Source organism: Streptomyces sp. HUAS TT7, assembly GCF_051550175.1.
Classification (GTDB): Bacteria; Actinomycetota; Actinomycetes; order Streptomycetales; family Streptomycetaceae; genus Streptomyces.
In genome coordinates, this window is the sequence record NZ_CP196175.1 from 2,277,485 (window position 1) to 2,300,392 (window position 22,908).

The 22,908-nt window shown below is 71.4% G+C and carries 20 protein-coding genes; 2 read left to right on the plus strand and 18 right to left on the minus strand.

Annotated elements, in window-relative coordinates:
• Positions 1–12 precede the first annotated feature (12 nt).
• The 3 genes from ACSHXC_RS10110 to ACSHXC_RS10120 form a co-directional block, all read right to left on the minus strand.
• Positions 13–1,005, minus strand: coding sequence for an ABC transporter substrate-binding protein (locus ACSHXC_RS10110; RefSeq protein ID WP_438296505.1), 993 nt, complete (start codon positions 1,003–1,005; stop codon positions 13–15).
• Positions 1,006–1,231: 226 nt separating this feature from the next.
• Positions 1,232–2,092, minus strand: coding sequence for an ABC transporter permease (locus ACSHXC_RS10115; protein WP_438291262.1), 861 nt, complete (start codon positions 2,090–2,092; stop codon positions 1,232–1,234).
• Positions 2,082–2,897, minus strand: coding sequence for an ABC transporter ATP-binding protein (locus tag ACSHXC_RS10120; RefSeq protein ID WP_438291263.1), 816 nt, complete (start codon positions 2,895–2,897; stop codon positions 2,082–2,084). The genes ACSHXC_RS10115 and ACSHXC_RS10120 overlap by 11 nt, the downstream gene beginning before the upstream one ends.
• Before the next feature lie 145 nt (positions 2,898–3,042).
• Between ACSHXC_RS10120 and ACSHXC_RS10125 the strand changes: the two genes are divergently transcribed.
• Positions 3,043–3,726, plus strand: a complete 684-nt coding sequence (locus ACSHXC_RS10125) for a response regulator (protein ID WP_438296507.1) — start codon at positions 3,043–3,045, stop codon at positions 3,724–3,726.
• A gap of 62 nt (positions 3,727–3,788) precedes the next feature.
• Here the strand turns inward: ACSHXC_RS10125 and ACSHXC_RS10130 are convergent, their stop codons facing one another.
• The 6 genes from ACSHXC_RS10130 to ACSHXC_RS10155 all read right to left on the minus strand — a co-directional run bounded on the left by ACSHXC_RS10130 (position 3,789) and on the right by ACSHXC_RS10155 (position 10,800).
• On the minus strand, positions 3,789–5,384 hold the full coding sequence (locus tag ACSHXC_RS10130) for a solute symporter family protein (protein ID WP_438296508.1): 1,596 nt from the start codon (positions 5,382–5,384) through the stop codon (positions 3,789–3,791).
• Positions 5,384–5,947: a DUF485 domain-containing protein gene (locus ACSHXC_RS10135; RefSeq protein WP_438291264.1), complete on the minus strand. Its 564-nt coding sequence runs from the start codon at positions 5,945–5,947 to the stop codon at positions 5,384–5,386. Before ACSHXC_RS10135 ends, ACSHXC_RS10130 begins: the two co-directional genes overlap by 1 nt.
• 130 nt (positions 5,948–6,077) lie before the next feature.
• Positions 6,078–6,767, minus strand: coding sequence for a response regulator transcription factor (locus ACSHXC_RS10140; protein WP_438291265.1), 690 nt, complete (start codon positions 6,765–6,767; stop codon positions 6,078–6,080).
• Positions 6,764–7,960: a sensor histidine kinase gene (locus ACSHXC_RS10145; protein ID WP_438291266.1), complete on the minus strand. Its 1,197-nt coding sequence runs from the start codon at positions 7,958–7,960 to the stop codon at positions 6,764–6,766. Before ACSHXC_RS10145 ends, ACSHXC_RS10140 begins: the two co-directional genes overlap by 4 nt.
• The gene (locus tag ACSHXC_RS10150; protein ID WP_438291267.1) at positions 7,957–8,475 is read right to left on the minus strand and encodes a DUF1453 domain-containing protein; all 519 of its coding nucleotides are present in this window, start codon (positions 8,473–8,475) and stop codon (positions 7,957–7,959) included. Before ACSHXC_RS10150 ends, ACSHXC_RS10145 begins: the two co-directional genes overlap by 4 nt.
• Positions 8,476–8,679: 204 nt before the next feature.
• The gene (locus ACSHXC_RS10155) at positions 8,680–10,800 is read right to left on the minus strand and encodes a DNA gyrase/topoisomerase IV subunit B (RefSeq protein ID WP_438291268.1); all 2,121 of its coding nucleotides are present in this window, start codon (positions 10,798–10,800) and stop codon (positions 8,680–8,682) included.
• A 434-nt stretch (positions 10,801–11,234) separates the two neighbouring features.
• Here ACSHXC_RS10155 and ACSHXC_RS10160 point away from each other — a divergent pair, with 434 nt between their 5' ends.
• On the plus strand, positions 11,235–11,465 hold the full coding sequence (locus ACSHXC_RS10160) for a DUF7455 domain-containing protein (RefSeq protein WP_053725523.1): 231 nt from the start codon (positions 11,235–11,237) through the stop codon (positions 11,463–11,465).
• Between the two features lie 111 nt (positions 11,466–11,576).
• On the opposite strand, the gene ACSHXC_RS10165 is transcribed toward ACSHXC_RS10160, so the two are convergent.
• From ACSHXC_RS10165 to ACSHXC_RS10205, 9 genes are all read right to left on the minus strand, one after another.
• Positions 11,577–12,392, minus strand: a complete 816-nt coding sequence (locus ACSHXC_RS10165; protein WP_438291269.1) for a serine protease — start codon at positions 12,390–12,392, stop codon at positions 11,577–11,579.
• A gap of 131 nt (positions 12,393–12,523) precedes the next feature.
• Entirely contained in the window at positions 12,524–14,077 is a 1,554-nt protein-coding gene (locus tag ACSHXC_RS10170; protein ID WP_438291270.1) for an RNA polymerase sigma factor, read from the minus strand.
• Positions 14,078–14,398: 321 nt separating this feature from the next.
• Entirely contained in the window at positions 14,399–15,283 is an 885-nt protein-coding gene (locus ACSHXC_RS10175) for a FadR/GntR family transcriptional regulator (protein ID WP_438291271.1), read from the minus strand.
• A gap of 160 nt (positions 15,284–15,443) precedes the next feature.
• On the minus strand, positions 15,444–17,177 hold the full coding sequence (locus ACSHXC_RS10180) for an ATP-binding cassette domain-containing protein (protein WP_438291272.1): 1,734 nt from the start codon (positions 17,175–17,177) through the stop codon (positions 15,444–15,446).
• Between the two features lie 293 nt (positions 17,178–17,470).
• Positions 17,471–18,235, minus strand: coding sequence for an NUDIX hydrolase (locus ACSHXC_RS10185; protein WP_438291273.1), 765 nt, complete (start codon positions 18,233–18,235; stop codon positions 17,471–17,473).
• Positions 18,236–18,330: 95 nt separating this feature from the next.
• Positions 18,331–20,361, minus strand: coding sequence for a glycogen debranching N-terminal domain-containing protein (locus ACSHXC_RS10190; protein WP_438291274.1), 2,031 nt, complete (start codon positions 20,359–20,361; stop codon positions 18,331–18,333).
• Positions 20,362–20,588: 227 nt separating this feature from the next.
• Positions 20,589–22,124, minus strand: coding sequence for a DUF4192 domain-containing protein (locus tag ACSHXC_RS10195; RefSeq protein ID WP_438291275.1), 1,536 nt, complete (start codon positions 22,122–22,124; stop codon positions 20,589–20,591).
• A 132-nt stretch (positions 22,125–22,256) separates the two neighbouring features.
• Entirely contained in the window at positions 22,257–22,439 is a 183-nt protein-coding gene (locus ACSHXC_RS10200; RefSeq protein WP_438296510.1) for an acyl-CoA carboxylase subunit epsilon, read from the minus strand.
• Positions 22,440–22,592: 153 nt separating this feature from the next.
• Positions 22,593–22,799: a hypothetical protein gene (locus ACSHXC_RS10205; RefSeq protein ID WP_438291276.1), complete on the minus strand. Its 207-nt coding sequence runs from the start codon at positions 22,797–22,799 to the stop codon at positions 22,593–22,595.
• Between the last annotated feature and the right edge of the window lie 109 nt (positions 22,800–22,908).

A 22,908-nucleotide genomic window follows, 5' to 3' on the forward strand; every position in this document is an offset into this window, starting at 1 on the left:
GGACAGGGGGTTTCAGCTCTGCGGTGCCTTCTTCACGAACTCCGTCGTGAAGGTCTGGGACAGATCGACCTTGGCGGACTTGAGATTGGGGTTGAACGCCTTCAGCACCTTCTCGACCGTTTCCGGCCCGTTCTCGGGCATGACACCGTCCTTGGTGAACATCGGCAGCGTGCTCTTGATCGACTGCGCGTAGAGGGCCTTGCCGCCCTGCGCGTAGTCCGCGGGCATCTTCGCCGCGATCTCGTCGGCGCTGTGCGTGGACATCCAACGCAGCGTCTTCACCAGGGCGTTGACCAGTTTCTGCACCGTCTGCTTGTGACCGTTCACCCACTGCGTGTTCATGTACAGACTGGACGAGGGGTAGGGCCCGCCGAGCGCCTGCTGGGAGCCTTCGGGCGTGCGCATGTCGATCAGGACCCTGCCCAGCTTCTGGTCGACGAGGGTGGCGACCGTCGGGTCGGTGGTCATGCCGCCCTGGATGGAGCCCTGCTTCAGGGCGGCGATGAAGGTCTGCCCCGCGCCCACCGCGACGGGCGTGAACTCGCTCGTCTTCACCCCGTCGCGCACGGCGAGGTACTTGGTGAGGAAGTCCGTCGAGGAACCGAGGCCGGTGACGCCGAGCTTCTTGCCCTTGAAGTCCTTGGGCGAACCGATGCTCCCAGCCGCCTGGTTGGAGACCACCTCCACCTCGCCGGGCGCGTGCGAGAACTGCACCACGGACTCCACCTTCTTGCCCTTGACCTGGAGATCCAGCGTGTGGTCGTAGAAGCCGACGGCGCCCTGGACGTCACCGGATATCAGCGCGGTCTCGGCCTGCACACCGGCGGGCTCGGTCAGCAGCTCCACGTTCAGGCCCTCGGCCTTGAAGTAGCCGAGCTGCTGGGTCAGCATCGCCGGCAGATAGATGACCTTGTCGAGACCGCCGACCATCACCTTGACCTTGGCCTGGCCGGACGCGCTCCTGGCATCCGAGGCGGAGTCGCCACCGCATCCGGAGAGCGCCATCAGCAGAGCGACACACAGCCCTCCGGCCAGGACGGCCGAGGTCGCCCTGCGCGGGTCGTGGGTGGCGGGTCGCCGGAAAGCAGGGGTGTTTGAACTGGCGGCGTCCATAAAGGCGTTGGGATTGCTCGGCATGATCATCACGTCCCTGTGATCAATGTTCTGGTACGTACGGGAATGGGGGCACTGAGGCCCGTCGGCGCCCGGTGCCGGCCGGCTCTCGGGCCGGTCAGCGCTCGGTGCCGGCCTCGGCCGGGCGCCACCGGAACAGCCGTCGTTCGGCGAAGGTGAGCAGTCCCTCGGTGAGCAGCGCGACGACCGCGAGGATGGCCATCGCCGCGTACACCCCGGCGGCGTTGAAGGTCCCCTGCGAGGCGGCCACGAGGAGGCCGAGCCCCTTGGTCGCGCCGATGTACTCGCCGACGATCGCGCCGATCAGCGCGAAGCCGAAGCTGACATGGAGGCTGGTGAAGATCCAGGAAGTGGCGGAGGGGATGACCACCTGGAGGGTGACCCGGCGGTTGCTCGCGCCCAGGATGCGGGCGTTGTTCACCAGGTTCCGGTCGACCTCGCGCGCCCCCTGGAAGGCGTTGAAGAACACCGGGAAGAAGACGAGCACGACGGCGGAGGCGACCTTCGAGGCCGGTCCGAGGCCGAACCAGATCAGGAAGATCGGCGCGAGCACGATGCGCGGGATGGCGTTGAGCACCTTGATGTACGGGCCGAGGACATCGGCGAGGAAACGGATCCGGCCCAGCGTGATGCCGCATACGACACCCGCCGTGACCCCGAGGACCCAGCCGAGCAGCGCCTCGTAGAGGGTGTACCAGATCTGTTCCCAGAGCGATCCCTGCGCGGTGCCGTGCACGGCCCACTCCCGGATCTGGTCCCAGATCGCCGACGGCATCGAGAAGTTGAACGGGTCGATGATCTCGGCGCGGGCCAGGATCTCCCAGAGCGCGACGACCGCCGCCAGGAGCAGGACGCGGCTGCCGTGCACGAGGAGCCGGCGGTTGCGGGCGGCCCGGGCGCGGGCCTGGGTGCGGGTGCCGGGCTCGACCCCGGGGGCGGCGACGGTGTCAGGCGACATCGGCGGCACCCCGCTCGCGGGTGATGCGGACCTCTTCACCGAGCGATTCCCAGATCTCCCGGTAGATCTCGATGAACCGGGGTTCCAGGCGTACCGACTCGACCTTGCGGGGGCGCGGCAGGTCGATGTCGAAGATCCGCTTCACGGTGGCGGGGCCCGCCGTCATCACGACGACCCGGTCGGCGAGCGCGATGGACTCCTCCAGGTCGTGCGTGACGAACACGACGGAGGCTCCGGTGCCGGACCACAGGTCGAGGAGTTCGTCCGACATCAGGGCCCTGGTCTGCACGTCGAGGGCCGAGAACGGCTCGTCCATCAGCAGGATCCGGGGGTCGTTGACGAAGGTCGCGGCCAGCGCGACGCGCTTGCGCTGGCCGCCCGAGAGCTGGTGCGGATAGCGGTCCTCGAACGCCGAGAGGCCGACCCTGGCCAGCCAGGCCCGCGCCATCTCCTTCGCCTCGGCCTTCGGTACGCCGCGGAAGCGCGGGCCCGCCATGACGTTGGAGAGCACGGTGCGCCAGGGGAAGACGGCGTCCTGCTGGAAGACGAAGCCGACCTTGTCGCCGATGCCCCGGACCGGCTCCCCGGCCACCAGGACCTCGCCCTCGGTGGGCTCCTCCAGGCCGCTGACCAGGGTCAGCGTGGTCGACTTCCCGCAGCCGGTGGGGCCGACGACGGCCACGAACTCGCCCTGCCCCACGGTCAGATCGAGCTCCCGCACGGCGGTGTGCAGCGTCCCCGACGGCGTACGGAACGCTTTGCCGGCGCCCCTCAGCTCGATGGCGGGGCTGGTGTCTGTGTTCATGGAGCGGGACCGTAGATGCGGCCCGCGCGACGGCGTCAGCCTTGTGGTCTCAAGACACACTTCTGCTCGCAAACCCCTGTTGTGCTCGTTTTGCGCGCGATACAACTGCGGGGTTCGAGGAGCGGGCATGGAGGAGGAGAGCGTCTTGATCGACGTCCTGGTCGTGGACGACGACTTCCGTGTCGCAGAGATCAACGCGGCGTACGTCGGGAAGGTTCCCGGGTTCCAAGTCGCGGCGCGTGCGCACAGCGCCGCCCAGGCCCTCGCCACGCTGGAGCGCCGCCGGATCGATCTTGTGCTGCTCGACCACTTCCTGCCCGACGAGACCGGGCTCAGCCTGGTCCGCCGGATGCGTCAGCAGGGCCACCACACCGACGTGATCATGGTGACGTCGGCGAGCGACGTGGCCACCGTCCAGGCCGCGATGCGCCACGGCGCGCTGCACTACCTGGTCAAACCGTTCACCTTCGCCGGGCTCCGGGCCAAACTCGACTCGTACGCGACCTTGCGGCGCACGGTGGACCGGGCGGCGGGGACGGCCGGCGACGGGCCCGCCGCCCAGGACCAGGAGCAGGTCGACCGGATCTTCGCGGCCCTGCGCACCGGGCTGCCCACCCGCCATTCGGTACCGACCGCGGAGCTCATCCGCGACGTCCTGCACACCGCGGACCACCCGCTCTCCGCCCACGAGGTCGCCGACCGGACCGGCCTGAGCCGTTCCACGGCCCAGCGCTACCTCCGCCTCCTGGAACAGTCCGGCCGCCTCCGCCTGACCCTGCGGTACGGAGAGACGGGCCGCCCGGAACATCGGTACGCGTGGGCCGTGTGAGTCACAACTGTCAGCTCCCTGAGGAGAGTTGGCTCGATTCGGACCCGCCCGGGGGGCGAGGGCTACACCGCACCCGCCCCCGTCAGGGCCCGTACCTCCGCCTCCGCGTTCTTCGCCTCGTCCGGCATTTCGCCGGAGGTCACCGTGCCGAGCCAGCCCGCGAGGAATCCCAGCGGGATGGAGACGAGCCCCGGGTTCTGCAGCGGGAAGAACTGGAGGTCCACGCCGGGGAAGAGGGATTCGGGGCTGCCCGAGACCACGGGCGAGACCAGCACCAGGACCAGCGCCGGTACCAGGCCCCCGTACACCGACCACACGGCGCCCCGCGTCGTGAAGTTCCGCCAGAACAGGGAGTAGAGCAGCACCGGAAGGTTCGCGGAGGCGGCCACCGCGAAGGCCAGGCCGACCAGGAAGGCCACGTTGAGGTCCCGGGCGAGGAGGCCGAGGGCGATGGCCACCGCCCCGATCCCCACCGCCGCGACCCGCGCGACCGCCACCTCGCTGCGCTGCCTGGCATGCCGGCGCCGGAGCGAGGCGTACAGGTCGTGGGCGACGGACGCCGAGGAGGCGAGGGTGATGCCCGCGACCACCGCGAGGATCGTGGCGAAGGCGACGGCGGCGACCACGGCGAAGAGAACCGTTCCGCCTGTGGAACCGGCACCACCGCCCAGGTTGTAGGCGAGCAGCGCAACGGCCGTGTTCCCGGCGGGATTCGACGCCTTGACCTCGGCCGAGCCGACCAGCGCGGCCGCGCCGAAGCCGAGCACGATCGTCATCAGGTAGAAGCCGCCGATGAGGCCGATGGACCAGACGACCGAGCGGCGTGCGGCCCGCGCGGTCGGCACGGTGTAGAAGCGCGAGAGGATGTGCGGCAGTCCGGCCGTGCCGAGGACCAGGGCGAGCCCCAGGCTGATGAAGTCGCACCGCGCCGTCCAGTCCCCGCCGTACTTGAGGCCGGGTGAGAGGAACTCCTTTCCGTGGCCGCTGTGTTCGGCCGCCGAGTTCAGCAGCAGATTGATGTCGCCGTGGAAGCGCAGCAGCACCAGCACGGTGAGGGTGATCGTGCCGGCCATGAGCAGCATGGCCTTCACGATCTGGATCCAGGTGGTGGCCCGCATCCCGCCGAGCGACACATAGACCACCATCAGGGCGCCGACCCCGATGACCGTCCAGCTCCGCGCGGCATCGCTGGTGCCGCCGAGCAGCAGGGCGACCAGGCTCCCCGCGCCGACCATCTGCGCCACCAGATAGAGAACGGACACGGTGACCGAAGAAGTTCCCGCCGCGATCCTCACCGGACGCTCGCTCATCCGGGCCGCGACCACGTCGGCCAGGGTGAACCTGCCGCAGTTGCGGACCAGTTCGGCGACCAGGAGCAGCACCACGAGCCAGGCGACGAGGAAGCCCACGGAGTAGAGCATTCCGTCGTAGCCGAAGAGCGCGATCAGTCCGGAGATGCCGAGGAAGGAGGCAGCCGACATGTAGTCGCCCGCGATGGCAAAACCATTCTCCATGGGCGAGAAGAGACGCCCGCCGGTGTAGAACTCCTCGGCCGAGCCACGCCGGTTGCGGCTCACCCACGTGGTGATGGCGAGCGTCGCCGCCACGAACGCGCTGAAGAGCAGCAGCGCCAGAGTCTGATGGTCCCCGCCGACGATCACCTGTCGGTCCCCCGTGTCGTTCCCTGTCCGCCGGTCCACCGTGCCCCGCGGCCCTGTTCTGCCCGCTGGTTCGGTCCGTCGTGCGGTGGGCTGTTCTGCTGGTTCTGCTCGAACACGACCCAGCGCAGCTCCAGCGCGGCCCGGTCCCGGCGCAGCCGCGCATGGCGCGCGTACGCCCAGGTCAGCAGGAAGGTGGTGAGGAACTGGGCCAGCCCGGCGACCATCGCCACGTTCACCGCGCCGGCCACCGGGCGGGCCATGAGACCGGGGGCGCCGACCGCGGTGATCACATAGGCGAGGTACCAGGCGAAGAAGGCGAGGGCGGCCGGGACCACGAAGCGGCGGTAGCGGCGGCGCACCTCCTGGAAGGCGGCGCTGCGGTGCACTTCGAGATAGATCTCGGCCGGGCTGAGCCGTTCGTCGCCGCTGCTGTCATGCTCTGCGGGCACGGTCGCGGCCACCGTCTCACCGTCCAGTTCGCCCCACCCGGAGGCGAGGGCGTCATACCAGGGGTCGTCGATCCGCGCCGCCGCGGGATCACGCCCTTCCTGCTCGTCCACCGCACAACTCTCCTTGCCCACAGCCCCGTTCGGCCGCGTGGCCCAAGGATGGGCAGAGGGGGCGAGCCCTGAGCTCTCCTATGCCCCCGCTTCACCCCATTAGGTGATGGAGCCGCCTCGGGACAACCCGCTAGCCGCGCGGTGGCTGGGCGAGGCCGTGCAGGTAGGCGTACCGCATGGCCTGCGCCCGGTCGCGCACCCCGGTCTTGCCGAAGATGTTGTTGATGTGCGTCTTCACGGTGGCCGTCGAGATGTGCAGGGCCCGCGAGATCTCGGGGTTGGACAACCCCTCGGCAACCAGCCCCAGCACTTCGCCCTCGCGCACGGTGAGCCCGTCGGGCAGCTCGGCCGGTGCGGCGGGGACAGGCGGCGGCGCGGTCACCCGTTCCAGGAGACGGCGCTGCACGGCGGGGGCGAGCCCGGCCTGCCCGGCCAGCACGTCCTCTATCGACTTGACGATCTCCTCACCCCCGGCGTCCTTGGTGAGATAGCCCCGCGCGCCGGCCTGCAGGGCAGGGAAGAGCGAGTCGTCGTCCGCGTACGTCGTCAGGATCACCACCTCGGTGCCGGGGTGCCCGGCCCGGATGCGGCGGGTCGCCTCGACCCCGTCGCAGCGCGGCATGCGCAGGTCCATCAGGACGATGTCCGGAGCCAGTTCGCCCGTGAGGGCGACCGCCTCCTCGCCGTCCCGCGCCGATCCGACGACCTCGATGCCGGGCAGCAGACCGAGCAGCATCACGATTCCCTCGCGCACCACGGACTGGTCGTCGGCCACGACCACCCTGATCGTCCCCCGTGCCCCGGGCCCGCTCCCGGTCATGCGGGCACCCTCAGTCTCACCACGAAGCCCTCCTCGTCCGGCCCGGCCTCCAAGGTCCCGCCGAGCAGTTCGGCGCGTTCCCTCATCCCCAGCAGACCGTATCCGGAACCACTGACAGCCAGCTCCCCCGCCCGCTTGCGCCCGCCCGAGTCCCGTACTTCCAGGGCCACTTCGTCCGGCAGATATTCCAGCCGTACGGCGACGACCGCGCCCGGCGCGTGCTTGCGCACATTCGTCAGAGCCTCCTGGGCCACTCTGCGCACGGCCTGCGAGGCCTCCGCGGGCAGCGCCCGGCGCTCCCCCTTCACCTGCACCCCGGCGCCCGGAGCGAGTCCGGTCCCGGCTCCCGATCCCTCGATCAGGGTCTGCAGAAAGTCCTCCACGGGGGTCATCTCGCCGCGCAGCGCGGAGAGCGCCTGGCGGGTCTCGGCCAGGCCCTCTCTCGCCATGCCCCGGGCGGCCACCACCCGTTCGAGGATCTTCTCCCGGAACTCTCCGGGCGGCTCCCGCTCGATCAGCAGCCGCGCCGCCTCCAGGTGCACCAGCTGCGCGGAGAGGCTGTGCGCCAGTACGTCGTGGATCTCGCGGGCGATCCTGGCCCGCTCGCCCAGCGCGGCGGACTGCGCCTCGGCGGCCCGCGCGGCCCGTTCCTGGGCGAGCAGCCGCTGGGCGTTGCCCCGGGCCTCGGCATCGAGGCGCAGCACATATCCGGCGAGCCCGAGCCCGGCCGCGGTCACCACCGTGGTCAGCCAGTTGTCGTTGTTGACCAGGCTGTACGCGGCCAGTGCCACCACCGTGCACGGCACGGCGGCGCCCAGCGGCAGCCGTTCCAGGGCGGTCACCGCGCAGCCGCACCACAGAACCAGCGCGAGCACCGGCCAGCCCGCCGCCCCGGCACCGGCGGCGGCGCCCATCACCAGCAGGAGGGTGGCCAGCGAGGGCCAGAGCCGATGGTCCAGGGTGAATCGGAAGAACAGGCGGGCCAGCAGGACGCAGCCCAGCACGAGGGCCACGCCCGCCACCCAGGCCCACGCCCGGTTCCCCGGGCCCTGCCTGCTGCTGAACGTGGACCAGAGCAGCCCGCCGAACACCACGGCCCTGATGCCCCGGGCGAGATTGCGTCTGGCCCGGGTCAGGCCCTCGCGGGAGAGTGCTTCCCGCGAAGGCCAGCTGCACCAGGTCTCCAGGGTCACACGCGTTCCTTCCACACCTGCTGGGCGGGGCTTGCGGCAGCAACACCGTACGACGGGAGGGCCGGGCGGGCCCGCCACATCAGGATGGCGCCGCGGACGAGCAGGGAGGCGGCCAGCGCGACCAGGATGGCGCCGGTGCCCAGGTGGATCCCGGCCAGCGCGCCGAGCCCCGCGAGCCCCACGCGCAGGGCGATGCCCAGGACCCAGATTCCGGCGGTGGCCTTGGTACCGCGTGACCACACCGTGCCGTCCGGCTCGGTCCATATCTTCGAGGTCCACGCCCAGCCGACGCCCATGAGCACTCCGGTCACGAGCTCGGCGCCGAGCAGGGCGATCGAGCCGGCCTGGTGGTGCTGGTCGACGAGCCCGCCGTCCTTCACCGCGAAGAACACCAGGACGGCGGGAATGACCCACCACTTCCTCCCGTCGCCGCCCAGCTGCTGCGGCTTGAACTGGCGGACGAGGATCAGCGCCACCACCGCGACTGCCACGAGCACGTTGAAGAGCGCGGACATCGGAGCCTCCGGACTACGAGAAGACGAAGAAGACGAGACGCCGGGAAACGGAATCTCTGTACGTCTACGAAGTTACGGAAACGACCTGGTCAGAGGCATCGGAGCAGGGGTGGACCGCGGGTGGAGGTTTCGTCTCCACCCGCGGGTGGAGACGGCGAACGCCGGCCCGGGGAATCCCCTGGACCGGCGTTCGCCGGGCCCGGATCACGCGTCGATGCGCGAGCGGTCCAGCGTGGCCGCGGAGCTGGTGATGAACTCCTTGCGCGGCGCCACCTCGTTGCCCATCAGCAGGTCGAAGACCTGCTCGGAGGCCTCCAGGTCGCCGATGTTGATCCGGCGCAGGGTGCGGAACCGCGGGTCCATCGTGGTCTCGGCCAGCTGGTCGGCGTCCATCTCACCGAGGCCCTTGTAGCGCTGGATGGTGTCCTTGTAGCGGACGCCCTTGCGCTGGAACTCGAGCAGCGTGGTGCGCAGCTCGTTGTCCGAGTACGTGTAGACGTACTTGTCCTGGCCCTTCTTGGGCTGGACCAGCTCGATCCGGTGCAGCGGCGGCACCGCGGCGAAGACCCGGCCCGCCTCGACCATCGGGCGCATGTAGCGCTGGAAGAGTGTCAGCAGCAGGATCCGGATGTGCGCGCCGTCGACATCGGCGTCGACGAGCAGCACGATCTTGCCGTACCGCGCCGCGTCGATGTCGAAGGTCCGGCCCGAGCCCGCCCCTATGACCTGGATGATCGCGCCGCACTCCGCGTTCTTCAGCATGTCGGAGACCGACGCCTTCTGAACGTTGAGGATCTTGCCGCGGATCGGCAGCAGCGCCTGGAACTCGGAGTTCCGGGCGAGCTTGGCGGTGCCCAGCGCCGAGTCTCCCTCGACGATGAACAGCTCGCTGCGCTCCACGTCGTCGCTGCGGCAGTCGGCCAGCTTGGCCGGCAGCGAGGACGACTCCAGCGCCGTCTTGCGGCGCTGCGCCTCCTTGTGCTGGCGGGCCGCGATGCGGGTGCGGGCGGCCGCGACGATCTTTTCGAGGACGGCCCTGGCCTGCGCCTTCGCGTCACGCTTGGTGGAGGTCAGGAACTCCTTGAGCTCCTTGGCGACCACATTGGCGACGATCCGGTTGGCCGCGGACGTACCCAGGACCTCCTTGGTCTGGCCCTCGAACTGCGGCTCGGCGAGCCGGACGGTGACGACCGCGGTGAGCCCCTCCAGAGCGTCGTCCTTGACGACGTCGTCCTCGGCGACCCGCAGCATCTTGGCGGAGCGGAGCACTTCGTTGACGGTCTTGGTGACCGAGCGCTCGAAGCCGGTGACGTGGGTGCCGCCCTTGGGGGTGGCGATGATGTTCACGAACGACTTGAGGTTGGTGTCGTACCCGGTGCCCCAGCGCAGCGCGATGTCCACGCCCAGCTCCCGGGTGACCTCGGTGGGCGTCATGTGGCCGCGGTCGTCGAGGACCGGGACGGTCTCCTTGAAGGTGCCCGAGCCGGACAGGCGCAGCACGTCGTTGACGGCCTTGTCCTGGGCCAGGTACTCGCAGAACTCACTGATCCCGCCGTCGAAGCGGAACGTCTCCTCGGTCTTGCCCTCGCCGTCCAGACCCCGCTCGTCGCGCACCACGATGGTCAGGCCCGGCACCAGGAACGCCGTCTGGCGGGCCCGCTGGTAGAGCGTGTCCAGGGAGAGCTTGGCGTCCTTGAGGAAGATCTGGCGGTCGGCCCAGTAGCGGACGCGGGTGCCGGTGCGGTTCTTGGGCACGCGCTTGCCCTTGAGCAGCCCGTTGCCCGGGTCGAAGGGGGAGTCGGGGCCCTGCTCGGTGAAGATGCCGGGCACTCCGCGCCGGAAGCTGATCGCATGCGTGGCGCTGTTGCGGTCGACCTCGACGTCGAGGCGGGCCGAGAGCGCGTTCACCACGGAGGCGCCCACGCCGTGCAGGCCGCCGGAGGCGGCGTAGGAGCCACCGCCGAACTTGCCGCCGGCGTGCAGCTTGGTCATGACGACCTCGACGCCCGAGAGCCCGGTCTTGGGCTCGACGTCGACAGGGATGCCCCGGCCGTTGTCACGCACCTCTACGGAGGCGTCGTCGTGCAGGATCACTTCGATGTGGTCGCAGTAGCCGCCCAGGGCCTCGTCGACGGAGTTGTCGATGATTTCCCAGAGGCAGTGCATCAGACCGCGGCTGTCCGTGGACCCGATGTACATGCCGGGTCGCTTACGGACCGCTTCGAGGCCTTCGAGTACGAGCAGATGCCGAGCGGTGTAGTTGGAGCCGTCGCGGTCTGCCCCGCTCAGCAGCGCAGTGGACGGAACGGACGTCTCGGCGGTCACGCAGTTCGCTCCTCGCTGAATTTCAATTGCGCCCCTGGTGGGTAAGGGGTCGGCGTCGGTCGCCGGTCAGAGGGTACCGAGGCCTGGTAGAGCCGTTGTAACGCCACCCTCGCGAATCCTCATGCTAGTCCAGCGTCGCAAACATGTTCGATCCCTCGTGGGGGTGATGCGGATATCACGTTCCCATTCAGGCATGAACCATTTAGGCTCCGGGCACGTCCTCATGAACAACCGGCAACCCCGCCGGGAGGGCCAAACGAGACAAGCAACGCGAAACCCGTAAAGCTCCGCAATACGGCTCATTCGCCGCCAACCGGCAGCAGACAGCCACCTTGACCAAGAACTTTCGAGGAAAAGCCACGAGCGGGAACGTTTTCGGCCTGGTTGGATGTTGACCCTGGTACGACAGCTCGTCGAGCTAGAGAAGAGGCGACGTGACTACTGTTCTGACCCCCGCGAGCCCCCTGACGGCCGCCGACCGTTGCGACCGCTGCGGCGCACAGGCCTACCTTCGCGTAGTCCTGACCAGCGGCGGCGAGCTGCTCTTCTGCGCTCATCACGGACGTAAGTTCGAGCCGGAACTGAAGAAGATCGCCGCTGACATACAGGACGAGACGGACCGCCTCACGGCGGTGCCCGAGTCCGCAGGCGACGAGGATCGCTGAGACCTCGCATCACGACGAGCCAGGGCCGGTCCAGGACCGGCGACGGGCGGTCGCTCCCCGTGCAGGGGGAGCGACCGCCCGTTCTCATGTCCGGACGGCTCTCCCGTCCGCTCAACCGGCCGCGCCGGGCCTCGCCACGGCCGACACCCGCGTGTACACCCCGGGGCTGTCGGCCCGCCCGCAGCCGTTGCCCCAGGAGACCAGGCCGATGAGCCGCCCCTGGGCCACCAGCGGGCCACCGCTGTCGCCCTGGCAAGCGTCGTGGCCGCCCCTGGGATCGCCTGCGCACAGCATGGTGGACGCCTCGTACGTCCCGTCCGAGTTCGGCGGGTAGGCGCGCTCACAGGCCGCGTCCGACAGCACCGTGACGGCAGCCGCGCGCAGCGCCGTCGGGTACCTGCCGCCGCCCGTCGTGTCCCCCCAGCCGTAGACCGTGGCCCGCGTGCCCGCCGTGTACCCCGCGTCTCCCGCCGGGGCCGTGGCGATCACGTACGAGGCGGGCAGCGGGGTGGCCAGGGTCAGCACCGCCATGTCGCCCGCGTTGGTCCCCGCGTCGTACCCGGGGTTGACCCACGTGGCGCTCACCGGGATCTCCTGGCCGGCGCTGGAACGCAGCTCGGTGCGGCCGACGATCACCTTCAGGTCCTGCACCTGGGACACGTCCACGCCCAGCACGTCGTGGCGCAGGCAGTGCGCGGCCGTCAGGACCGTGGTGGGCGAGATCACCGCTCCCCCGCAGAACTGGCCCGCCCGCGTACCTCCGAACCGGTCACGGCTGGACAGCGCCACCACCCAGGGGCTGTCCGAGATCTCGACCTTCTGCCCGCCGATGACGACCTCGTCGGCCGCAGCGGGCGGCGGTGCCCCCAGTGCGGTGACCGCAAGGGCGGCCGCCCCTGTCACGGCTCGGGCGATGCAGCGGCGCATAGGGTCTCCTGACTCTCGGTGACACAGGCACACTCAGCGTCATTCAGTGAGCCGTGCACCGCACCCGCGGATACGCCCGAGGGCCCGGCCTCCCCAAGGAGACCGGGCCCTCGACGACGTGCTACCGCGACCTAGTCGAGGTAGTCGCGCAGGACCTGCGAACGCGACGGGTGGCGCAGCTTCGACATGGTCTTGGACTCGATCTGGCGGATCCGCTCACGGGTCACGCCGTAGACCTTGCCGATCTCGTCCAGCGTCTTCGGCTGGCCGTCGGTGAGGCCGAAGCGCATGGAGACCACGCCCGCCTCACGCTCGGAGAGGGTGTCGAGCACCGAGTGCAGCTGCTCCTGGAGGAGCGTGAAGCTGACGGCGTCGGCCGGGACGACCGCCTCGGAGTCCTCGATGAGGTCACCGAATTCGCTGTCACCGTCCTCACCGAGGGGGGTGTGCAGCGAGATGGGCTCACGGCCGTACTTCTGGACCTCGATGACCTTCTCAGGGGTCATGTCGAGCTCCTTGGCCAGCTCCTCCGGGGTGGGCTCGCGGCCCAGGTCCTGGAGCATCTGGCGCTGGACGCGCGCGAGCTTGTTGATGACCTCGACCATGTGCACCGGGATACGGATGGTGCGGGCCTGGTCGGCCATGGCGCGGGTGATCGCCTGACGGATCCACCAGGTGGCGTACGTGGAGAACTTGTAGCCCTTGGTGTAGTCGAACTTCTCGACCGCGCGGATCAGACCGAGGTTGCCCTCCTGGATGAGGTCCAGGAAGAGCATGCCGCGGCCGGTGTAGCGCTTGGCCAGCGAGACCACCAGACGGAGGTTGGCCTCCAGGAGGTGGTTCTTGGCGCGGCGGCCGTCCTCGGCGATGATCTCCAGCTCGCGCTTGAGCTTCGGCGCCAGCTTGTCGGCGTTCGCCAGCTTGTCCTCGGCGAACAGGCCGGCCTCGATGCGCTTGGCGAGCTCGACCTCCTGCTCGGCGTTGAGGAGCGGGACCTTGCCGATCTGCTTCAGGTAGTCCTTGACCGGGTCGGCGGTGGCTCCGGCGACCGCGACCTGCTGGGCGGGAGCGTCGTCCTCGTCCTCGTCGGACAGGACGAAGCCCTTGCTCTCGCCCTCGGGCTCCTCGTCGTCACCCTTGCCGGGCGCCGCGTCCTCAAGGAGCTCGTCGCCCTCGACGACCTCTTCGTCGTCGCCCTTCTTGGCCGCGGTCTTCTTCGCCGCGGTCTTCTTGGCCACCGTCTTCTTGGCGGCGGTCTTCTTGACGGCCGCCTTCTTGGCGACAGCCCTCTTGGGGGCGTCCTCGGCCTCGTCGGCCGACACGTCCACGGTCTCGGCCGGGGCCGCGGAGGCGGCGACGGTCCTGGTGGTGGTCACGGTCGTCTTGGCCGCGACCGTCTTGGTGGCGGTGCGCTTCGCCGGGCTCTTCGCTGCGACGCTCTTGCGTGTGCGCTTCGGTGATTCCGCGGCACTGACCATCAGCGTCACACCCTCTTCCTCGAGGATCTGGTTGAGGCTGCGCAGAACATTCTTCCACTGGGTCGGCGGAATCTGGTCGGCTTCGAAGGCCCGACGCACGTCATCGCCGGCGATCTGTCCATCAGCCTTTCCCCGCTCGATGAGCGCCATCACAGACTCGGACTCGGCGATCTCCGGCGGGAGCGTACGGGATGTGCTGGCCGACACGAACAACCTCTCGAAACGATGGAAAACGGCTTCCGGCCCCGCCCAGGATCGGGCCGGAGCCGACGACCACCGGCTGGGAATGTGCCGGGGGCGCGGGCTGAACCTCGGAGCTGCACAGCGCCACGCATGGCCGCTGTATTCCCTCCTCGGCTGTTACCTCTTAAGTCATCGCATGGTTCCGAGGAGTGTTACGCGCAATCTTCGTGGCCCGAGTCACACTCCAAAGGCGACCAAGGGGTCACAAGGGGCATATACCCCGTAATTGAGTGCGCCGGACCCCCTCCAGGATCCGGCGGCACAGTATGTCCGGCGGGGTTCCGGTCAGTGCTCGCGCGGCGCGGGGACGACCCGCTCCACCTCCGGGTGGACGGTGAGCAGTTGACGTACGGCCGTCTCGGCCGCCAGGGCGTCGCCGTTGGCGAGGGCGTCCACGATCCGCCCGTGGTGCGCGAGGGAGCCGTCGGAGGGGCGGTCACAACCGGTGACCGGGGAGCCGGAGACCTGGAGCGCGGCCGAGACGATGCCGGAGAGATGCTCCAGCATCCGGTTGCCGGCGAGCTGGATCAGTAGGGAATGGAACTCGGCGTCGGCCCGCGAGAAGGTGATCGCGTCCCCTTGGGTGAGCGCGTGGCCCATGATCTCCACCATGTCGCCGAGGCGCTGCTGGATGTCCTCGCGGCCGTGGCCCGCGGCCAGGCGGGCGGCGAGCGGCTCGATGGTCCAGCGCAGCTCGGCGAGCTCGCGGCGCTGGTCGTCGCGCTGGGGGCCGAAGGCGCGCCACTCGATGATGTCGGGGTCCAGCAGGTTCCAGTCGCTGACGGGCCGGACCCGGGTGCCGACGTTGGGCCGGGCGCTGACCAGGCCCTTGGCCTCGAGCACGCGCAGGGACTCGCGGACGACCGTGCGGGAGACCTCGAACCGCTGGCCGATCTCCTCGGGGACGAGCGGGCGGTCCGCGCCGAGGTCGCCGGAGACGATCATCTGGCCGAGCTGCTGGACGAGTTGACCGTGCAGGCCGCGGCCGCGGCTGCCCGCCGCGCGTCGGCCCACCCGGCCGAGTTCCGCGTCGCCGCTGTCCCAGGAGGGGGTGCCGATCCGGTCGGAGGGGCGCGCCTCCCCGTAGGGGTAGCGGTCGAGTTCGCCCGGGGCCGAGAGGCCGGCGTCGGCGGTGCGGGCGGTCATCATGGTGTGCGCAAGGGTGCTCATGCACCCTTTGTCGGCGGGACCGCGGTGGCCCTTGAGGTCTTTGGTGAAAAGCACACGAAAGGGTGATCACCGCCCGCCCCGCAATTGACGCTTTATCGGAAAGAAGCGGGCATTCCCAAGGGAGTTCTGGGCAGATGGTCGCTCTCTGGTCCCCGGCGGCTCACCAACGGGCCCTGGCACGCAGGCCAGTGACCAGATATGCGCAGACCAGAACGGTGAGCGACAGCGCGAGTGCGGCTCCGACCGGTTCGGCGACCAGGTGCAGAACGACGATGAGCCAGTGGTCGAGGGCATGCGGCCACCGCACCCACGCCAGGTCGCGCAGCCGGTCGGGGAGCCCGGCGACGGAACGCGCCGAGTGCCCGTCGACAGCCTTCTTGAGGAGCGGTACGACGACGACGGGCACGGCAAGGACCGCGGCGAGACCCGCGACGGTGGCCCGGAAGATCCCGGCGGCGAGCAGCCCGGCCCAGGCACAGCCGACGGTGAGACCGGCCCAACTGGCGCCCGGTGCAAGCCATTCGTGCCATGCGTGCGGCGGCCCTGCCATGGTGCCGCCGTACACCAGGCGCAGCATCTGGTAGTCGACCGCGGCCACGAGTGCGGCGAGCAGGAGAGCCACCGCGGCGGTCACGGCGAGTTTGGCGCCGAGCAGGCCGAGTCGGCGCGGGACGGTGCCCCGGTCGGCGGCGAGCGCCGGGTAGCGGTACTCGTCGCCGAAGGCGAGCGCGCCGAGCAGGCCCGCGCCGAGCGCGGCGGGCGGCAGCGGGAGCAGGCCGGGCCAGGCCGCGAGGAGCCGCGGCAACGGGGCGTGCCCGGCCCTGGCGAGCAGTACGGAGAGGACGGCCGAGAGCGCCAGAACGCCCGCCGCCAGCAGGAACGTTGTCCGTACGCCGAGGAGCCTGCGCAGTTCGTAGCGCAGGGGGCGCAGTGGGGTACGGGCGGGTCTGCGGGTGATGGGCAGGGGGTGGGAACCCCGGGGCGGTCCGGTCCGTTCCTGGGGTGGGACGGTGACGCTCGGGCCGGCGTCGCCGACCTCGTCGGCAAGTCGGTGAAGCAGCACGCCGTTGCGGAAGGCCGTCTCCCCGACCTCCGCGCAACTGCTGCCGTACACGGACAGGTGGTTGCCGTCCTCGGCGACCACCTCGACGGAGCGCTGGGCGGCTCGCGCCTCTCGGCTGACCAGGGCGCCGAGGCGGGCGGCGTGCGGGGTGGCGACGGCGACGCGGGGCCGCAGCCGGGTGCGGGCGAACTCGGTGGCGTACTGGTCGGCGACGAGGCGGCCGCCGTCGATGGTGACGACCCGGTCGGCGACCCGGGCCGCCTCCTTGGGGTCGGCGAAGGTGCACAGGACGGTGCCGCCGTGGTCGGCGTGGCCGCGCAGGAGCCCGTAGAGCCAGGCGTTCTCGCGGGGGGAGAGCCCCTCCGCGGGCTCGTCGAGAAGGAGGGTGTGCGGGTCGCCGAGGAGGGCGGCGGCGAGGCCGAGACGGCGGTCCATGCCGAGCGAGAGGGCGCCCAGGCGCTGGTCGGCGAGACCGGAGAGGCCGACGACTTCGAGCATCTCGTCGGCGCGCGAGACCGGAACCCCGGCTACGGTGCACATCAGCTTGAGCTGCCCCCTGGTGGTGCGTACGGGGTGGCCGGGGACATCGCCGAGGAGGGTGCCCACTTCGCGAGCGGGGTGGGCGATTTCGTGCAAGGGGCGGCCGCGGAAGTAGGTGACGCCCCGGCCCGGTTCGAGTTCGAGCATCAGGCGCAGGGCCGTCGTCCGCCCCGAGCCCGGGGCGCCGAGGAGGGCCGTGAGCTGCCCGGGTCTCGCCTCGAAGGTGAGGTCGTCCACGGCGGGCGGAAGGTCTCGGCGGGGGGCACTGGTGAGTCCGATTGCCTGGAGCATCGCTTCTCCCGCGGTAGATGAGACCGCTCGGCGGCAGGCCGGGGTACCGCAGCAAGATAACGCGACATTTCGGACTTTTGGCGCAGGGTTGGGGCGATGTGGCCCCGGATGTCAGGCCTTTGGAGGCCACGGCGGGGCGAGCGGACGCCCACCGGCCCGGCCCGGATGCCGGGGACGGGATCGGGAGGCCTCTGCTGCCGGGAGCCGGGTCGGCACCGGGGCCGCCGCGGACCCTGCCGGATCCCTCGGCCCTCATGTCCCCCCCCGGCCCTCGTGTCCCTTCGGGCCGGACCTCAGACCTCGGGGCGCAGCATCGGCGGGTTGAGCAGCGTCGCGCCGCCGGCCCGGAACAGCTGGGCGGGGCGGCCGCCCTGCCGGGTCGTGGTGCCGCCGGCCGGGACCAGGAAGCCCGGGGTGCCGGTCACCTTGCGGTGGAAGTTGCGCGGGTCCAGAGCCACGCCCCACACCGCCTCGTACACCCGGCGCAGCTCGCCGACGGTGAACTCGGCCGGGCAGAAGGCGGTGGCCAGCGAGGAGTACTCGATCTTCGACCGGGCGCGCTCCACCCCGTCCGCCAGGATCCGGGCGTGGTCGAAGGCGAGCGGCGCGGGCTGCTCGCCGTCACGGCCGAAGCCGCCTTCCTGACCGAGCAGGTCCTCGACGGGGGCCCAGCGCGCACTGTGGGCGTCGCCGCCCGCGCGCGGTGCGGGCAGGTCGGGTGCGAGGGCGAGATGGGCCACGCTGACCACCCGCATCCGGGGGTCGCGCCGGGGGTCGCCGTAGGTGGCGAGCTGTTCGAGGTGGGCGCCGTTGGCGAGGGCCGGGGCCGACGGGTCCGAGGCACACAGGCCCGTTTCCTCGCCGAGTTCCCTGGCCGCCGCGGTGGACAGATCCTCGTCGTCGCGGACGAATCCGCCGGGCAGCGCCCAGCGCCCCTGGAACGGTGGCTCCCCGCGGCGCACCACGAGCGCGCAGAGCGCGTGGCGGCGCACGGTCAGCACGACCAGGTCGACGGTCACGGCGAAGGGCGGAAAGGCCGACGGGTCGTAGGGCGACATGCCGCGATCATAGTCGTCTGCCTGACGATAAACACTCCCCTCGACACCCTCCGGCACTTCTTCTCCCCTGGCACCTTCCGCGGCGCCCATCCCGCTCATCCTCCCAACTGGAGCCATTCGGCGGCCTGCTCGACCATGCCGACCCCGAGCCTGCTGATCCGTACGGTGAACGGCTCCCCCGCGACGCTCAGGCCGGCGAGCCGGACCGCCCCCAGCGGGGCCGACCGCATCGGGTCCAGCGCGACCGATCCGGCCGGGGCGTCCGGGCGGATCCCGGCCAGCGCGGTGAGCAGCTGGATGCCTGCCGCGGCCGCCACCGCCGCCGGACGACAGGCCGCCGGATGCGGCACGGGCACGCTGCCGGCGGCGCGCTGCTCCCCCGCGTACATCTCGGGCAGCCGGTGGCCGAAGGCTTCCGAGGCGGCCAGGACGCCCCGCAGCAGGGCGGCGGCTTCCTTCTCGTAGCCGGCTGCCGCCAGGCCCGCGACGGCGACAGCGCTCTCGTGGACGCGCACCGCCCCGGCCCGGTGCCCGAACGGGTTGTACCCGGGCTCCTTGACGGCGAGCCCGCGCAGCCCCCACCCCGAGTCCATCACGGGGCCGCCGAGCAGCCGGGCCAGCTGCTCGGTCTGCACCTTGTCGAGCAGCCCGGGCGCGAGGCGGCCGCCGCCCAGCAGCCCCGTGTCCAACAGGTGGGCGGCGCCCGCGCCGAGCAGCGGGACCGGGCTCCCGTCGGCGGTGCGGGCGGCGGCGGGACGGCCGCCGCCGAGGTCGTCCAGCCAGAACTCCGCCCGGAACCGCTCCCTGAGCGCCCCGGCCCGCGCGAGCCAGGCGTCGGCGCCGGGACGGCCGCACTCCCGGAGCAGTTCCGCGCCGAGCAGCGCGGCCCGGTGGACGTGGGCCTGGGTCTCGGCGCGTACGAGTCCGGCGGCCCCGGGGCCGGTCTCGGCGAGGTAGCCGTTGTCGTCCAGGGCGGCGGCCAGCCAGTGCAGGCAGCGCTCGGCGGCGGGCAGCAGCTCGGTCACCTCGGGCTCGGGCAGTCCCCAGCGCCGCGCCTCCGCGAGCACCACCGGAAAAGCGAGGGTGGCTTCCACTCCCGTACAGCCAGGCGGAAGGTAGGGGCCCCCGTCCCTGAACGGGCCTGGAATGCGCCCCAACTCCAGCCCGGGCCCGGCGAGTTGAGTCCTGGCGAGAGCGCGGAGGGTGGCCGCCGCGAGCCGGGTGGACAGCGGCAGCACCATCCGGGCCGCCCAGAGCGCCTCCGCCGGTGCGGCCCCGCACCGCCAGGGGACTCCGGCCGCCGCGTACAGGTCGGCCGGGCGGGCCGGGTCGCGGATCAGGAGCGCCCGCAGATCGTCGATGCTGTGGTGGAGCAGCGCCGCGACGCGCGGGTCGTCGCCCTCGGCCCTGGCTTCCTGGGGCGAGGGCAGCGGGCTCGCGGTGTGACCGGGCGGCCGCACCGGTCGGCCGGTCCTGATGTTCAGCCGGATCGTGCACGAGCCGCCCGGAGGCAGTTCCACGGCCCAGCGGAGCACCCCGGCGGAGGCGAGCGCGTCGGTCGGCGGAGGCTGGGCTGTCACCGCCGAGTGGGCGCTGCCGGAGGTCCAGCGCATGCCCGAGTCGTGGACGCTGGCGGGCAGTTCGGGTCCGGCGCGGCCCGCGGCGACCGCGCCCAGCTCCGCCAGGTCGGTGCCGAGCGCGATCTCCACCGGCAGCCGCAGCGGCCGGGCCGCCGAGCTGCTCAGGGTGATGCGTTCGATTCCGTCTGCCTGGCGGAGGCGCTCGACGGTGATCTCGGGGTCGGGCCCGCCGTCCGCGGCGGTGCGGACCACCGCGAGGAATCGGGCGCGGTCGGCCGATATCGCCCTGCCCTGTACGGCGATCGGGTCCCGGCCCGCCACCCTCAACTGGCAGCGGGAGAGCAGCCGTCGGCCGTGCTGGTAGAAACCTTCGAGGCCCTGCCCGGTCAGCTGTCCGTGCTCCGGCGACACCGCGAGGCCGGGCAGGGCCACGCAGATCACGGCCGCGTGCACGGCAGGCAGCTCGCCGAGCGGCCCGGCGGCTCTCGGCAGGACCGGCCCCGGCGTGCCCCCGGTGCCGGTACGGGGAGGGGCGGTGAACACCATACGTACCCTTTTCTGAGCGTTCCGGGCACCGACGACCAAGGGAGCGGAGCCTGCCGCCCGTGCGACGCGGTGCCCGGTGCCGCGCCGCCACACGGGTGAACGCCGCGAGCCTCGACCGGGTCACGGACGGATCGCCGTGCGGTCCGGATGTCCCGAGCCTCCCCTTCCCCCGCCTCCTTCCACCGCCCCTGGCCCGCACCTCCGGAACGAGCGGCCGAGGCCTCTGCTCACCCCTCCCGATTCACCCGCTCCCCGCCCCGGCGGCGCACCCGGCCACGTGCCTTCTCCGGCTTGGGGCGGGCAGGCTCCGGGCGTCCCGAACTGTCCCGCCGGTAGGTGGAGTTGGCGCTCTTCCGCGAGGCCGGCGTGGACTTGCGGCGCGGCTTGGGGCGGGACGTTCGGCGCGCGGGCGGGTCCGCGGACTCCTCGGCATCTCCGGGGACGGGAGCAACCGAGTCCTCCAGCGCGGTCGGCTCCGCAGCGACCTCGGCCGAGCCGGCAGCGTCCATCTCGACAGCGGCATCCGGCTTCGCCAGCCTCGCGGCGCGTTCCTCGCGCAGGCAGACGCGCAGCTCTTCCGGGTCGAGGCCCCCGTTGCAGGCCCGGTGAAGCAGTTGGGCGAAGCGGTAGTCGGGGTCGGCCCGCAGGGCGAGGCCGAACGCCACCCGGGCATTCGGGTCGTCGCCGGTTGACCAGGAGACCCAGCCCGCCAGAGCGAGCAGCGCGGCGGCATGGTCGCCGTACGGGCCTACGCAGCGACGGGCCAGCGCCCGCCACAGGCGCAAGGCGGGCCCGGCTTCCGCCCCCTCCATCCACTCCGCGGCCCAGTCCCGCGTCGTGCGGTCCTGGAGGCCGAGGATCACCGCCGCCGCCTCGTCGTGGGCGATGAGCCCGTCGTCCAGGTCGTCCGACGCGTTCCCGCCGAGGAGCAGGGTGCCGGATCCCAGGCCGCCTGCCGGGAGGACGTCCGTGCCGCGGGCCGGGGCGGGCGCCTCCGCGATCCGGCGCATGAGCCGGGCCGCCAGGTCGAGCGTCTCGTCGGCCACGGTGCGCCGGTCGCCCTCGCTCAGGATGCGGGGGAACATCTCGGCGGCCGCGGCATCCAGCGCCCGTTCCTGGTCGGCCGCCGCCCCGGTCCGCCACGGCGCGAGCCGTTCCTCCATCTCCCGTAGCGATCCCCGCACTTGGATGCCCGCATAGGTGGCCGCGGCCGCCATGACGGAGGTGCCCGGCAGGGCGAGCACAGTGCCCTCCGGCGGACAGCAGCGGGCGTCCGGGCAGCAGTACGACCAGTAGCGGCCGTCGGAAATGCAGAGCGCTTCGAGTACGGGGACGTCGAGGCCGCCGCACGCGATGCGCAGCCGTTGGGCCAACGGCCGCAGCCGCTCCATCACTTCGCGCCCACTGCCACCCGACGACGGGTCCTGGCAGAGGAAGACGACGATTCCGTCGGGCCGGGGCCCGCGCCGCTCGCTTCCCGTGATCAGGCAGTCGGCGAGCTGGTCGGCGATGTCGGGCCACTCCTGCGGAGAGGCGGGCAGCCCCACCCTGACCCGGCCGCCGAACCGGCCGCTCTCGCCGTGCAGCGCGACCAGCACGGCCGAGTCGGTCGGGTGGAAGCCCATCAAGTACGGCAGCGCATCGGCCAGTTCGGCCGGGCCGCGCAGGGTGATCCTCGGCTCGCCCGCCGAGGCGCGGGATTCGGATTCGCGGAAGTCAGGCTCATGGGATTCGGATTCGTGGGATTCGCTCGTGTCTCGCATGACGTGAGGGTTTCGCGATCGCCGATCTCCTACCACCCCTGTGGATAACCTTGTCCACAGGGCGAAGGCGCTGGTCATACAAATGGCACGGACGGAAGACCGCAGCCCAACGGCCGCCGCAGCAGGCCTAGTTCAGCCCTGCCAGGAGTGAGGCGCGCGGTGTCCCGGGGTGCGCCATCCCGCCCCGGAGCGGCCGCGCCTGGCGGCCGGGATGTTGGCCTGGGCGGTGGCGCGGGCCAGGAGCACAGCACTGATCGCGGCGAGCTCCTCGGGGCCGGCCTCGCCCCGTTCGATGCGTACGACCGTGTTGCGCAGGACTTCATCGTGGACGCCCTCATCGCGTACGACGCCGCCCGGTGCGCCAGCATTGGCGCTCACAGCTGGAACTCCCTTGCCGCTGAGGGGGGTTACCGTGTTTACGGGACGTCAGGTCGGCGTGCTTGGTCTTGAGCATCGCCGACGAGGCGATCAGAACGGCCAGGGTCTCGGTCGGGTCGATGACGACTCGGCGAAGAGCTGGGGCAGCCGGGCCCCGGCCGGGCCCGCCGCCGCCATCAGCGCCTCGCCCTCGCGGGCGGCTGAGAAGTCGTAGGCGGACCGGGCGAGGCTGCCGTCCCGGCGCCGCGCGTTCAGCGGAATCAGCTCTTCCGCGCTCTCTCGCAGCAGCCGCGGCACCAGGTGTACGCAGACGGGGGACAGGGCCCGGGGCTCGGTTCCGGCGCGCAGTGCGTCGGCGAAGGCCCCGGTGAGCGCCCCGACCGCGGACAGGTCGTCACGGGTGCGT

Coding starts and splice junctions, on each gene's coding strand:
- ACSHXC_RS10185 (WP_438291273.1), bottom strand. CDS start 18,235: ATGTCGCCCTACGACCCGTCGGCCTTTCCGCCCTTCGCCGTGACCGTC.
- ACSHXC_RS10120 (WP_438291263.1), bottom strand. CDS start 2,897: ATGAACACAGACACCAGCCCCGCCATCGAGCTGAGGGGCGCCGGCAAA.
- ACSHXC_RS10190 (WP_438291274.1), bottom strand. CDS start 20,361: ATGGTGTTCACCGCCCCTCCCCGTACCGGCACCGGGGGCACGCCGGGG.
- ACSHXC_RS10165 (WP_438291269.1), bottom strand. CDS start 12,392: ATGCGCCGCTGCATCGCCCGAGCCGTGACAGGGGCGGCCGCCCTTGCG.
- ACSHXC_RS10150 (WP_438291267.1), bottom strand. CDS start 8,475: ATGTCCGCGCTCTTCAACGTGCTCGTGGCAGTCGCGGTGGTGGCGCTG.
- ACSHXC_RS10195 (WP_438291275.1), bottom strand. CDS start 22,124: ATGCGAGACACGAGCGAATCCCACGAATCCGAATCCCATGAGCCTGAC.
- ACSHXC_RS10115 (WP_438291262.1), bottom strand. CDS start 2,092: ATGTCGCCTGACACCGTCGCCGCCCCCGGGGTCGAGCCCGGCACCCGC.
- ACSHXC_RS10110 (WP_438296505.1), bottom strand. CDS start 1,005: ATGGCGCTCTCCGGATGCGGTGGCGACTCCGCCTCGGATGCCAGGAGC.
- ACSHXC_RS10140 (WP_438291265.1), bottom strand. CDS start 6,767: ATGACCGGGAGCGGGCCCGGGGCACGGGGGACGATCAGGGTGGTCGTG.
- ACSHXC_RS10180 (WP_438291272.1), bottom strand. CDS start 17,177: ATGCTCCAGGCAATCGGACTCACCAGTGCCCCCCGCCGAGACCTTCCG.
- ACSHXC_RS10175 (WP_438291271.1), bottom strand. CDS start 15,283: ATGAGCACCCTTGCGCACACCATGATGACCGCCCGCACCGCCGACGCC.